The sequence below is a fragment of the Leptospira dzoumogneensis genome (assembly GCF_004770895.1).
Taxonomy (GTDB): domain Bacteria; phylum Spirochaetota; class Leptospiria; order Leptospirales; family Leptospiraceae; genus Leptospira_B; species Leptospira_B dzoumogneensis.
In genome coordinates this window covers 415230-429232 of sequence record NZ_RQHS01000005.1, presented here as the reverse complement: position 1 = coordinate 429232, position 14003 = coordinate 415230, and the positions used below count along the sequence as shown (strand labels likewise).

At 41.8% G+C, this 14003-nt stretch carries 11 protein-coding genes; 3 read left to right on the top strand and 8 right to left on the bottom strand.

From position 1 onward, the window contains the following. Positions 1–45 precede the first annotated feature (45 nt). From EHR06_RS03360 to EHR06_RS03325, 8 genes are all read right to left on the bottom strand, one after another. Positions 46–1014 carry a hypothetical protein gene (locus EHR06_RS03360; RefSeq protein ID WP_135755717.1) on the bottom strand — a complete coding sequence of 323 codons (969 nt, stop codon included), beginning with the start codon at positions 1012–1014 and terminating at the stop codon, positions 46–48. Between the two features lie 30 nt (positions 1015–1044). Continuing rightward, a complete protein-coding gene (gene fliD, locus EHR06_RS03355; protein WP_135755716.1) occupies positions 1045–2988 on the bottom strand; it encodes a flagellar filament capping protein FliD in 1944 nt (647 codons plus the stop codon). A gap of 174 nt (positions 2989–3162) precedes the next feature. Beyond that, on the bottom strand, positions 3163–4923 hold the full coding sequence (locus EHR06_RS03350) for an acyl-CoA dehydrogenase family protein (protein ID WP_135755715.1): 1761 nt from the start codon (positions 4921–4923) through the stop codon (positions 3163–3165). 162 nt (positions 4924–5085) lie between these two features. Further along, complete coding sequence (locus tag EHR06_RS03345) at positions 5086–5493, bottom strand: response regulator (protein WP_008595443.1); 408 nt, start codon at positions 5491–5493, stop codon at positions 5086–5088. Then, positions 5483–8992 carry a PAS domain-containing protein gene (locus EHR06_RS03340; RefSeq protein ID WP_135755714.1) on the bottom strand — a complete coding sequence of 1170 codons (3510 nt, stop codon included), beginning with the start codon at positions 8990–8992 and terminating at the stop codon, positions 5483–5485. The genes EHR06_RS03345 and EHR06_RS03340 overlap by 11 nt, the downstream gene beginning before the upstream one ends. A 169-nt stretch (positions 8993–9161) precedes the next feature. Further along, the gene (locus tag EHR06_RS03335) at positions 9162–9959 is read right to left on the bottom strand and encodes a hypothetical protein (RefSeq protein WP_135755713.1); all 798 of its coding nucleotides are present in this window, start codon (positions 9957–9959) and stop codon (positions 9162–9164) included. Between the two features lie 38 nt (positions 9960–9997). Next, positions 9998–10318 (bottom strand): SH3 domain-containing protein, encoded by a 321-nt coding sequence (locus tag EHR06_RS03330; RefSeq protein WP_135755712.1) that lies wholly within the window; start codon positions 10316–10318, stop codon positions 9998–10000. 17 nt (positions 10319–10335) lie between these two features. Beyond that, entirely contained in the window at positions 10336–10845 is a 510-nt protein-coding gene (locus EHR06_RS03325) for a DinB family protein (protein ID WP_135755711.1), read from the bottom strand. Positions 10846–10961: 116 nt separating this feature from the next. On the opposite strand from EHR06_RS03325, the gene EHR06_RS03320 reads away from it, so the two are divergent. The 3 genes from EHR06_RS03320 to ppk1 all read left to right on the top strand — a co-directional run bounded on the left by EHR06_RS03320 (position 10962) and on the right by ppk1 (position 14003). Continuing rightward, positions 10962–11282 (top strand): hypothetical protein, encoded by a 321-nt coding sequence (locus EHR06_RS03320; protein WP_135755710.1) that lies wholly within the window; start codon positions 10962–10964, stop codon positions 11280–11282. A gap of 45 nt (positions 11283–11327) precedes the next feature. Then, complete coding sequence (locus EHR06_RS03315) at positions 11328–11765, top strand: LIC13259/LIC11441 family protein (RefSeq protein WP_135755709.1); 438 nt, start codon at positions 11328–11330, stop codon at positions 11763–11765. Positions 11766–11885: 120 nt separating this feature from the next. After that, the gene (ppk1, locus tag EHR06_RS03310; RefSeq protein WP_425269477.1) at positions 11886–14003 is read left to right on the top strand and encodes a polyphosphate kinase 1; all 2118 of its coding nucleotides are present in this window, start codon (positions 11886–11888) and stop codon (positions 14001–14003) included.

The window sequence follows — 14003 nt, the reverse complement described above, 5'->3', positions numbered from 1 at the left end:
TACGCGGGCCAAAGAAAAAGCAGCTATAGTCGCTTGCGCAGATTTTTAGACTGCGAGAGAATCCGCCTGCTCTTTTACTTTTTCCAAGAATGGAAGAAATTCATCCAGAACAGCAGGGATCTCATACTCTATAATATCTCCTGCACGAATAATATCTTTTTCTTCCAAAGCCAAAGCAACGGAAGCAAGTGTATCGTTTAAGTCGTTTGTTTTTTCTTCAAAAGTCCTTTCTGCGATCTGGATCTTAGAGAAATCCATACCGGGAAGTTTTTGTCTTAAAGTGATAAACGAAGTCAGAAGAACATTGATCTGAGAAACGGATTGGGTAAGAAGATGTGTTGCCACCTCGTCTTTTCCGGCCTGATAACTCTCGTTTACTTTTACGAAACTTTCTTTTAAAGCGGGAACAGCCTTGATAAAAGTATCTAAAATTTCTCTCAAAGTGGGAAGTTCCAGATCCAGAACGGAAGCTCTTGCTACCAGATCCATCACGAATAATTTCAGATCTCTTAGATATTCCAAAAACTCTTCGATTGCAGTAGTCCCATCCAGTTTGGAAGAATTGCGGCTCAATTCATCCAGGATATCGCTTACTGTAGAACCTGTACCCATTGGTTTGATCTGATCGTATTTTAGTTTTAAAAGTTTACCTGCGGATTCCAAAAGACTACGGATCCATTCTATTCCGTCTCCTAGTTCCTTGGATTCTTTTTCAGTTAGAGAATCTCTGCCGAGCAAAGTAGTTCCTACCTTATCCACATAAGAATCCAACTCATGGAGAGAACTGATCAGAATATCCAGTTCTTCTCCTACAAAAAATTCCATCTTGGAAGCCTTTGAAATGGAAGAATCACGCATTGTGTTTTGGGTAAATTCCTCCCCGTCCACAACGCAGGATAATAAAAATTTGCCGTTAGTTTCCACCCAGCGACGTACCGCGTCGAAAACCTCTCCCAGGTTCTTTTCATTTTCGATGACGCTTTCCAATTTTTGCTCGTTTACGAATATTTCCACGGTGATTCCTCCGTTTATATTATAATTCCTTTATTTATCATCTCCGCCCTGTCCCCTATTGAGATTATTATTCAGATAGGAACCGACGGCCTTGTTTCTACCCACACCCTGCTCCATATATAGGAACTTCTCTTTGAGCTTTTTTTCGTAACTCATTAAGTGTGATTCGAAGTTTTTGATCTTCTTGTTATTATCGGAGACTTGCTCTTCTAATAATTTGATCTTGCTTGTAACCAGTCCGCCGGCGAACTGAGTATAAGGTTTCAAATGTTCTACCAGATTTACACCAACTCCGGTGTCCATTCTGGCATCTGAATTCGTATCCTGTGCGAATAAATGACGGACCGCGTCCGGGTTTTCCGCAAGTTTTGCCGCGAGTTTTGCCTCATCCAGAGCGAGAAAACCTTCCTGGATATCCGCCCATTTACTTCCCACTTCTCCCGTTGAAATCCCAACATCGGAAAGAGTTCTGATCTCTGAATTAGGATACGCAGGAAAAGAAGAAGTGGTCACTGTTTTCATACCCGCGACCAAACGGATGACAGAGTTTTCTCCGGCAAGAATACCTGTTTTAGTTTTTCCTTCCCAGAAGGATCTGGTAATGTCCGGATCTTCCAGTTTAGAATCGCTGATCCCACTCTCTCTGTTAACGGCAGTGGCGTCCTTAGAGTATTTTAGAACATTATTATATGCTTCTATAAATTCTTTGATCATTCGGATCCCTTTTGCGGAATCCACTTTGATATCTACTGTAGCCGGGCCACCTTCGCTCTTCTTGTTCAGGTTCAGAAGAACTCCATCCAACACGTCGGTCAGACCTTCGTTTTTAGGTCGAGTGATCTCGATTCCGTCCACTAAAAAGACCGCATCCTTAGCTTCTACAATCGTCTTTGCGGGTTTAGCTCCGTTGAACTCGGCGGGAAGAACAAATCTGAAATTAGAGAATTCCTTCTCCTTTCCGGTTTGGTTGATCACGATTACCTTATGGATCTTCTTTCCATCCATATTGGATTTAAAAGTAACTCGGACCCTTCCTTCTTTGTGATAGGCAGTTTCTAAAAATACTTTGTCCTGCTCGTCTTGGTCGTAGATCACACCCAAGGAGATTGTCTCTCCTTCTTCCAAAGGTTCGGAAAGAGTAGCCTCGATCCTTGCTCCCTTCTTCCCTTCTTTCGCATCCACATGAAATTGGAATGCTTGTTTGGAACTCAATTTGATCTTAGAAGGTTCTTTTTTTTCGGGATCTGCCGCGATAAATGTAGGCTTAGAATCCGCAGTCATACCGTATTTATCCGGTTGAAATGGATTCGTCTGGCTCGCTTCCCAAGGAAGATAAAAAGATTGAGGCGGGTCCTGAGGAAGCATTCCTCCTACAAGAGAAGCCGCCTTAAGAACTCCATTCGGGTCATCAAACTTTAATTGATTATCTTTACCGGATTGAGAAGCAGCTAACGTTAAAACCGTTTTATCCTGGTCTACTTTTACGATAGTAGGCTGAACGATCCCCGCAGCAGCGGTGCGGATCGTAAGATAAAGATCTCGGATAGTTCCGCCTTGGAACTCGATCTCCTTCTCTATCTCTCCTGAAAGTACTTTAAAAGTCCCTGCGGGTATCTTTCTCTCTGAATCGATAGGATCGCCTGAGATCTGATGAAATGTAGCAAGTTCTTTCACTTCTATCTTACGTTTTCCACTGCTTGCAGAACGCGCAGCGTCCCCGGTGATCACACCTTCCGGATCGGAAACGATCGACTTAGTTGCAAATGGCGCCGTGAAAGAAATAATTTCTCGTGTTTTGTTCTGGAGGTCTGTAGTGAGAGTTTTAAGATCGGACCATGCCTTGACCTGAGCCTGATTGAAACCGTTTTGTTTTTCCAAACGGCGAATCGGCTTTGCTTCCAGCTCTACCAGTTTTTTTACGATTTGGTTCGTATCCTGGCCGGAACTCAATCCCGGAATAGAGAATGCGGGCATAGTCCCCTCCTTCTAATTCCATCGACCGATTTCCTAAAAGTATAAGGACAAAAACGCTTTTTTTCGATTGTTTGGCCGCCTCCTCACTTCGTTCGGACCGGGCTGCTACGGGCTCGGGCATTCGCCCTCGTCACTTCGTGACAAGCCCTTCGCATCCCTGGCGGTTCCTAAATCTTAAACCGCTTGTCTAGCGGAAAGTTTTACCTTTAACTTCGCCTTCAGACCTTCCATATAACCGAGACTATCCAGATTATATTCATCCACATGAGAAAGTCGATCCGCTCTAAGCTCTTCCGGAATACGAAGCGTAGAACGATAGAATAGTAGACCGGAAAGAAGTCTGGCACTTGCCCATACGATCTCGTCCGCTGTTTCTTCTCTTTCCTCGGAAGTCGCAAGATCCTTATACATAGCGACAGATTCCTGGAAACCGTCCCAAACATCCGAAAGAACTTTGGTCTCTTCGGTAGGGAAATGAGTCCATTCGTTGTCTATATATTCTCTCAAGAAACCGTGACCGCTCATTCCTGTAACGATCCCACCTATACTCGCATTGACTTGGATTTGAGAAGTTCCGTCGTAGATGGTTGTGATCCGCGAGTCTCTATAAATTCTAGAGACATCATAATCTTCGGTGAAGCCTGCTCCTCCATGAAGTTGGACTGCGTCACCTGCAATCTTAACGCAGGACTCGGAACAATAAAACTTGGAAATAGGTGTGAGTATTCCGGCTAACTTTTCCCAATACTTCAGAACAACATCAGATTTCAGATCCCTTTCTGTGGCGCCCTTTTCTCTCAGATGATCTCCTCTGAAATAATATAGGTCCATTGCACGGGCGCCTTCCAACATTAAACAGCGCATCGCCATAGTTTCTCTTTCCATTCTGCGAAGGATTTTGCGAACTGCAGGAATTGTACCGATCGGTTTCCCGAATTGTATCCTTTCCGAAGTATATTTTTTAGTTTCGGCTAACGCCGCTTGTGCGATCCCTACTCCTTGTTGGGAAATTCCCATACGGGCACCGTTCAACATTCCCATCGTATGTTTGATAAGTCCGTGACCTTCTTCTCCGATCAAGATACCCGGAGTATTTTCTAAAACGATCTCACAAGTCGGAGAACAATGTAGCCCCATCTTCTTTTCTATTCCTGCAACTTGTACGTCTTTGGATTGAACCAAGAAGAAGGAAAGTCCTCTTGCTCCGCTTCCGGGATTTCCGGTTCGGGCTAAAAGAAGAAGGATCGCTGGAATTTCTCCAGTACCGCATCCTTGTGTGATAAATCTTTTGGTTCCGTTTAATAGATAAATATTTCCTTCTTTATGAGTGGCTTTAGTGCGAAGTCCAGGTAGATCGGAACCGTGATCTGGCTCCGTAAGTCCCATTGCACATGCAAATTCTCCCGCGGCTAAACGAGGCAACCATTCGTCTTTTAATTCTTCGCTTCCGTTCTTTTCTACGATCTCCGCTAAGTTCACACAACCTATGGAGATACAAACGGATGCATCCACTCTATATAATATTTCGCTAAAGAACGCTCTGACAGTCCAAGGAACTCCTAAACCGCCGTATTTTCTGGAAAAACCTGTAGGCTGCAATCCTGCATCTCTTGCTTTTCGGACGATCTCCAATAGTTTTTCCGGGAATACTACTTTTCCGTTCTCGAATTTTACTCCCACTTTATCCAGTTCGGCAACATAAGGAGCGATTTCCTTGCCCGCGAATTCTCCCACTGAATCCAGTAAGGTTTTATAATATTCTAATGCTTCTTCATGAGAAGAAGGTGCAGCAGAAAATCTTTCGTCTCCCGCCTTATATTTTGCGGCATCGGTAAATCCGCCCTCGTAGGAATCCACGATTTCCTTCCAATTGATAATATGATCGAAATGTAACCTTAGGTCGGATACATCGTTGAAGTAGTTGTTTTGCAGCATGATCAGAAGATTCCTTTAGGAGATAATAAAGTATCTTCTTAGAAAAGGAAAGGTCAATTCGTTTTCAAGATGGGAGCATTCGAATGAACCGGTGTTAGTTTGATGGGCAAAATATCAAAATAGGTTATGGCGATTCCTGAGGTGATTTTCGTAACGTTCGCTCTAATTCAAATTACAACAAACACGAACAGCTTCCATTAGTTTGTTCACGTCCCAAGGTTTTGGGATCACAGTATAAGTCCCTGCTTCTTTTTTAACCCTATCCACTGCGGCCGCATCCACATGTCCAGTGATCAGAATGGATCGGATCTTAGGATACTTTTGATGAACTAAAATTAAGAACTCATCCCCCTTAATCCCAGGCATCAACCAATCGGAAAGGATCAAGATCACGTTCACGCCTGCACTTACCAGATCATCTATAACTTCCATAGCTTCTTCCGCGTTTAAGGCGGTCTCGTATTGGAATAAATTTCCCAGCTGTTTCTTTAATTCCTTTTGTAAGGTGATTAAGATGATTGCTTCGTCATCCACACATAGGATCGCATTCTGTGATGTTTCAGTTTCCAATAGATTCCTCTTTTTTACGGTTCGCAGGTTTCAGCCAAACTTCGAACTTAGTGCGTCCAGGTTCCGTCTCAAACTCTATTTTTCCGCCCATCTTCTCCACGATCTTTTTACAGATATCCAGTCCAAGGCCGATACCTTCTCCCGGATTTTTAGTAGTGAAGAATGGATCGAAAATTTTGTCCTGTATCTCTTTCGGGATCCCGATACCGGAATCCGAGAAGGAGACTATAATCCAGGATTCTCTTTTCTCTATCGAAATTTCGATTTTACCCTTATAGTTCATGGCCTGCAATCCATTATTTAACAGATTGATCCACACTTGATTCAACTTGTCCGGATCTCCCAAACAAAGTTCATTAGTCCGATAATGTTTAACTACTTCTACCCCGTACTTGATCTTATTATGATATAGAGCGATGATCGTTTCCAGTTCCACCTCTACATCGACTGGAACAAGCTCCTCATCTCCGTTATGCGTTCCAGGGTTCAGATAATTTTTGAGAGCGTCCACAACGTAAGACGCCTTTCCTGTAGCGATGGAGATCACATTACTGAATCTCACGACGGAAGCAATAGAAGAGACCGCTTCCAGTATTTTCAGGGAATTTTCGGTCTTCAAAAGATCCGGAAGTTTTTCTCCTAATCTATGGATCCCTAATTCCAGGACCATATTCACCGCATTCTCCGGATCCGAAACGGAAGCCTCTTTGAATATACGCACAAGCTCCCTTCTCAGAGAACGATTCGGCAAGATCTCCGCTTGGGAAATTTCCTTTAAACTTTCATCCAACAGGAATTTGAAATGTTCAACTTCCGATTTGTTCAAGCTAAGAAGAAGGTCAGGTATATCCCTGATCTCTTCGTACAAAATATCCAAAATTGCACGATTCGAAGAAACGATCGCTCCCAAAGGAGTGTTTAGCTCATGGGTCATTCCGGCGGCAAGTTGTCCTAGGGCGGCTAATTTTTCGGAAAGAAGAAGTTGGCTTTGTGTTTCATTCAGCTCTTTGGAGATCTTTTTCTGATATTCCAAAGATTCTTTCAGATCTTCATTCGATCTTTTTAATTCTTCCGTTCTTTGATCGATCTTACGTTCCAGATTCGCATTTAGATCCAGAATAGTTTCTTCCGCTTCTTTACCCTTAGTGATATCGTTGGAGATACCGAAAATCTGTGTCGGCACTCCATCCTGATCCCTTTTATAGATCAATTCCCTGGAAACAAACCAACGCCATTTTTGGTCCTTATGGCGCATCCTATATTGGTGCTCTAATACATCCCTATCCAGTGCGTTTAAATATTTCGGAATGATCTTGGATAAATATTCCTGAAAATCGTCCGGATGCATCACGTCCTTTAGAAAAGAGTCCCCCATTTTCTGGATCTCTTCCACTGAATATCCCAATAACCTTTCTACGCCGATATTGCTGTATACGTTCCTTCTCTCTTTAATATCATAGATATATAATATATCCGGGCTGATATCCAAAATGGATTCTACAAATCTATTCCTTTCTAAGAACTTCTCTTCTATATTTTTACGCTCAGTGATATCTACCATCACTCCACGAAGCCATTTTTCCCGATTCCCCTCCGCAATTACTTTCACCATATCCCTGAGCCAAACGACAGTTCCGTCTTTTTTTAAGAACCTATATTCGAAATCGTGTGCTTCTAATTTTCCGGTACAGGCCACGCAATAATTTACCGCATAGTCCTTATCTTCCGGATGGATATGGTCCGCCCAAAATCCGGGGGTTTTCCATTCTTCTACGGAGTAACCTAGTAAATCCTCCGCTTGTTTACTCACAAATGTGAAATCAAAAGTGATAGCATCCGCTTCCCAAACTACGCCGGGCGTAGTGTCCACAAGATCTTTGTATTGTTCCTCGCTTGCCTTTGTTCTACGGAATGCTTCCTGTAATTGTTCCGCCATATGATTGAATGAAAATGCAAGAGTCCCGATCTCTTCTAATTTGCTGGAAGGGACCCTTTGGGAGAAGTCTCCCTCTGCCATAGCTCTAGTTGCCTGAGATATATTACGTATCGGTGATGTAACGATCCCTGCAAGAAATGCAGCGATCAAAAGAGAAAGTGTCAAAGCTACCGCGAACACTTTTGCAGACTCACTGTTACCAATCTGCACACCTTCCAAATAATAAGAAGCAGGCATTGCAGTGATCACTACCCAATCGTATTCTCCTGCATTGTCCCTGTAAGGAGTCACCTGAGTGAGCCAAGTCTCTCTGGAAACAGGTTTTGCATTTACAATATCAAACCTGAATTGAAATGCCATCTTGATCGAATACAGATCTCCGTAATCTTTAAGAACGGAAAGAACGGAATTTCGTATTACAGGATCCCCGCTCTCCGAGGCGGATCCGATATTGCTAAAACGCAAATCGGATGAAGCGATGATCCTAGTTTCTCTGTCTATAATAAAGGCCCTGCCATGTCTGGCTATATTCGTATTTTTTAATAAAAGAGAGATCTCTTCCGGTTTTTTCCGGATAGAATGAGCCAGATAATCGTCCAGCCTGAGATTGATATTCTCCGAGATCTCCTGATGTAATCTAGAAGCTAACTTTCCGGATGCAGCTTCCGAACTTCTTAAAGTTAAATAAGCGGTGGCAGCCACCATGATCAAAACCAAAAGAATGAATGGAGTAACTAAGAACATCCGGATAGGAAGACCTTGTCCCAAAGGAATTCCGTCTTTTCCGAATTTTTCTTCCTGCCAATACCATTCCTTATAACTTAAGATCAGTTCTCTTGTATGGCCAGGGATCTCCGCCCAAAACAATCCGTACTTCTTGGCGAGAGGTAACGCAATCAACATCGCAAAAGGAGCGACTACCCAAGTTACCCCGGTGGTAAAAAAAAGTGCAGGAGTGATATTCCGGTAAGAGATCTCTCTAGTGAATTGTTCCGAGCAGATATATCCCCAAAGTTGAGGTTCTATACTCATGAATATAATTACGAAAATGGAATATAATGCCCAGGTTTTCAGTTTTTTAAAATCCGGGTCTCTTCCGATCAACTGATAAGCCACCCAGAAACAGGCCGGATTGATAAAATAACCTAAAAGCCAATCGAATAAAAAATCGGGAGGAACTCCTTCTATCAGATCCGAAAGTCCGTAGGCAAAAGGAACCGCGAGAAGTGCGGGATAACCGAACAAAAGAATACAAAGAAAAACAGTCAGATCCTTTAAAGATTCAAAGGTCTGGGCCCCCGGGACCAAAACGATAAAAGAACCTATATAACCTGTGATAAAAATAAAAACGAATGTGAATGGAATGCTTAAAAAAGCCTGGGTATCCCAACTTTGTTTTCGGCGACCGAAACCGAATTTTCCTCCGGGATTAAAAGTAAAACCTCCGTAGGCGCAGATCATTAAAAAAATCCCGACTATATAGCCGAATCTGCCCCAAATGTCTATAAAGGACAAAGGGAGGGAGGCGAATAATTCTTCAAACCAGTAGACGATCGAATTCACGGAAGATTTTTCCTGCAAAATTCCCTTCCGACCAGGGAGAATTTCGGAGTGCCGGAAAATCTCATATTAAAGCGGAAGAAAGTCAATCCGGTTTAAAAAAAATTGAATAATTTGCAAACGGGAAGAATTCAAAAATCCTTCTTAAGGGATAGGGCCGGCTCCGTTCGTTTTAAGAATGTGTATGATTGTGAAGATGGTTCTCGCAATATTCCTTATCTTCACAATCCACACAATAACGGAATTCCAATTGAGGATCCGTGGCCTCGGTCGCTCCACAAACATAACATTTATGAACTGTGAATACCTCGGATTGTTTGGCTTTCCAAGTGGAAGTTTTGTGCTCCCGGATCTTGGTCCCTAAGATATCTCTTCCGAAAAACAATACCAAGCTTGAGAATCCGAAAAATAATCCGGCCCAAGGCAGGATAGAGTTGAACATTCTCATCTCGTCCCCTCTTTCCCAGAAAAGATACACGAATAAAGCAATGCCGATCCATTTCATTCGGATAGGAATGATAAAAAATTCCAAATTAGGCATTCGGATCGCGAGAGCCAACAAAAGACAATCGTAGATCATCTTAGTCTCGACAAACAACGGGTAATATAAGGAAAGAACCCCGCCTATCGTAATGAAGAACATTAGGGAAAACAAAAATAGATTAAATCGGAGAGAGCCCATGTCCTCTTCCAAAATTTTGCCGACTGAAAATACGAGATACGTATAGAAGATCAAAAAGATCCAAGGCATATAAGTCCCTGCCTGTATCTCCGCGGGAGAAAGCAGATGAAAAACGAATAATCCCGCATTCCACCATCTTCCTCCGTCCAACATGTCGGGAGTCAATACGCCGATCTTAGGATCGATCAATAAGGAGAATAAACTCACAAAAAATGTGATTGCGGCGAAATATCCGGCCGCGTTTTGGAACGAAATAATATCTATAAATTGGTTTCTTAATCTTCTCAATGGAATTCCTTAACAGGAGAATATTCAAAAAGTATAAATTATTTGACGTTGATAAATTCTAAAAATCCGCCGAATACGTATCCGTCTTTTTTCTTCCACTTCACTTTGACCCAACGGCCTTGTTTACCGTCTTGTATCTCTACTTCTCCGGTCTCGCCGAAAGTTTCCACAACGTCACCGTCAGGGACCAGGTCTATTTTTTTAGCTTCTATATTAGGAGAGATCCTTAAACGAAGACCTCCTCCAGCATGAACTTTCATGATCTTTTCGATCTTACGAGGTTCTACCTTTTCTACCGAGGCGCAGTTCCAAACTAAAAGAGAGATGAAAGTCAAAAAGAATGCAAAGATCCGTTTCATTTGTTTTCCCGAATATATTATCTTGATCTTGGATAAAAAGGATTCCAAGGAATATCCGTGACTCCGTAATCCAATCCACTTTGTAATAAAGCCGTAGAGATTTGGCTGCGATGATGGGTCTGATGATTGAAAAAATGAGTGACCAAAAGCCAGATCGGCAATGTAATCTCTTTTTTGTACATGTAACTGTAAAACTTCAGGTCTTGTGTAAGCCACTCTGAGGTTATGGTTTTTACCCATTCGGAAATCGTCGAATCTAATTCAGTTCTAAGTTTTTTGAGTTCTGTCAGATTGGAAAATTGCATCTCTTGGAAATCCAATTTTTGGATCGGCCTAGAATGAAACCTATCCAGCCAAGAAAGATCCATCATAATGATATGATTCCAGGTCTTTGCCATCGAACCGAAGAATAGTTTTTTATCTTCCTCCAATTCGCCCGATTTTAATTTTTCAGAAACATTTAATAAGGATTCGTTTTGCCAACGATTGTATTCTGCCAAAGCGACACAGTATTCCGGATCTATCATGCTGAAATTTTGAGCAATGATCTAAATAGGTCAATACATATTAAAATTTGAAAACAATCCATATCCCTTCAAAATAAAAAGGAAACCTATCAATTAGATTCGTGGTCCAATCTTAAATGTTTGCCCGGGCTTTCATAGGATCACTCGTATTCTGTTTTTCGTTGGCAGTATCCGCTAACGGAACAGTAATATCTTTTGCCGGGACAAAAAACCCCAAACAAAGTTTTCATTTAGAACTTTCTCATTCCGCTCTTTCTAACTTAGTAGTTTTAGAAAAAGAATCCGAAAGAATAGAGACAGAGGCAGTTTCTAAATACTGGAAAAGTTTAGGCCTATTCTCTTATTCGGAATCCATACTTTCTTTCTTAGATTCCGAGGCGCCCTTATATATCTCCGCATTCGATTCAAATTTATATACGATCAGACTCATCATTTAGTAACTTCTCCACATATATTTAATTTTTATAATATAGGAGAATTTTATGCGCAACGTATTCGCATACATAGCCGCGGCATCCGTCGTTTCAGTTTCCGCTCCAGCAGCGGCGGAATCTTCCGAGTTGAGATTATTTCAAAGACTCTCGGTATTTCATGAACAATTACTTTCCAGTGATGATAAAAGAACAAATCCGAAAGGGCTCTCGGGCATGATCCGCAGAGCAAAAGAAAGTTCCGGAGAAGAAAGGATTAAATACGCTAAGTCGTTGACCTTTGCAGAATTATTGGAAAAGGCAGGTTCGAGAGAAGAGCAGGAATTTTTATATTCGGAATTATGTTCTTCCTTAAAAGGAGTAGCGCCCAAGTTCGAATTCTATTCCTTCCTCTGTCCTAAAACCGGGAAGGTTTGGATCTCTAAAACAAATGAGGTCCGAAATCCTTATTTAATCGATGAAAGAGAAGCAGGAAAACTGATAAGTTAACAAAATCAGGAAGAAGCGGTTAGAGGGATCTTCCGCTTCTTTCCCCCTGAAAGCAGACTTGACTCTCGGCCCGTCCATTTTAAACCAGAAGAAAGTAGGACTAAATAAGTGGCCCAAAAGATAAAATCTCCCGAAACCCAGAACTTAGGAAGTGGAGGAAATGGAAACAAGGGACCGATCCATATCGGTAACTCCGATATCTTTTTTGACCGTGAACTTTCCTGGGTGGACTTTAACAAGCGGGTCTTAGAAGAAGCGAACGATCCTGAAAATCCTCTTCTGGAACGTCTGAAATTTTTATGTATTACTGAATCTAACCTGGACGAGTTCTATATGGTCCGAGTCGCAGGAGTAAGGAACCTACTAGCGGAAGGTAATGACGAAAAAAGCCTAAACGGGCAAAGAGCTTCCGAGATCTTAACCGAGTTGTCCAATAAGGTAAGAAATTTCGTAAATGTTCAATACGAAACCCTAACACATACTCTGGAACAAATGAAAGAGAATGGGATCCATCTCATCTTAAATCCGGATGAATTAAATAAAAACGAAATAGAAGACATCAAACATTATTATAAAGAAGATGTTTCTCCTATCTTAACTCCACTTTCTATAGATCCATCTCACCCGTTTCCTCATATACTTAATAAATCCTTAAACTTAGCGATCGTTCTTACCGCGGACGACGAAAAAACAGGACTTAAAAAAGATCTGTTTGCAGTAGTTCAAGTACCTTCGGTCTTACCGAGATTCCTGCAACTCAAGGGAGAAGGTAAAACCAGAAGATTTTTCCCTCTGGAAGAGATCATCAAACTTCATGTGGATGACCTATTCTATGGAATGACTGTAAAAGAAGTTTATCCTTTCAGGATCCTAAGGGATGCGGACATCTCTATAGACGAAGAAGCTTCCGTGAAGGACCTGCTCATTACTATGAAAAAAGAGATCCGAAACCGTATCTGGGGAGACGCGGTAAGGATGGACATCTACGAAGGAACTTCTTCTTTCGTACGAAATACCCTGAAAGAGCTTATGGAACTACAGGACCATGAAATTTTTGATGTATCTTCTATATTAAATATTAGTGATACAATGTATTTTTACGGACTAGAACATACTTCTAAATTCAAATATACATTCTTCCAACAGAAGACCACTTTAAAGTTCGAATCTCCCGAGAAAATTTTCGACGCAATCAAAAAGAAAGACAGATTATTACATCACCCTTATCAATCTTTCGGTGCAATCGAAGATCTGCTCAGGATTTCCAGCGAAGACCCTAAAGTTCTAGGGATCAAAATGACCCTATATCGTACGAGCGGGGATTCTCCTATTATCCAATATTTAGGCCAGGCCGCTGAAAACGGAAAACAGGTCACAGTACTTGTGGAGTTGAAAGCAAGATTCGACGAAGAACGAAATATCAAATGGGCCCAAAAACTGGAAGAAAGAGGAGTCCACGTAGTATACGGAGTGGTAGGACTTAAGATCCACAGCAAGATGCTCCTGATCGTAAGAAGAGAAGAAGAACATCTAGTACGTTACGTGCACCTTGGGACCGGAAATTATAACTCGACAACCAGTAAATATTATACGGACCTAAGCTTCTTTACGGTTAATAAAGATATTACGGAAGATGTTTCCACTATATTCAACACGATCACTAGTTATGCGAAGATGCCTTTCTTGCATAAGCTGGCTGCTTCTCCACATAACCTGAAAACCGTATTTTTAGCTTTGATCGAAAAAGAGACTGAAAACGCAAAGGCAGGGAAACCTGCACGTATCATTTTCAAAATGAACAGTTTAGTCGATCCTCATATTATATTAGCAATGTATAATGCGAGCCGTGCCGGAGTGATCATAGAGCTGATCATTCGAGGGATCTGCTGTTTAAAACCTGGACTTCCCGGGATCTCGGAAAATATCACGGTAATCTCCATCGTAGGCAGATTCTTAGAGCATACACGTATCTATTATTTCCTTTCAGGCGGAGAAGAAAGTATCTTCCTTGCTTCCGCAGACTGTATGCCTAGAAACTTCGAAAGAAGGATCGAGGTCTTATTTCCGATACTGGATACAAAGAACAAAGATAGGATCAAAAAGATCTTAGACGTTCAGATCAGGGACAACGTAAAAGCCAGACTACTTTCTTCCGACGGAGTGTATCGCAAAAGAGAAAGAGCCGAAGGTGAAAAACCTGTGGACAGCCAGATCGAAAGAATGAACTTCACGGAATAA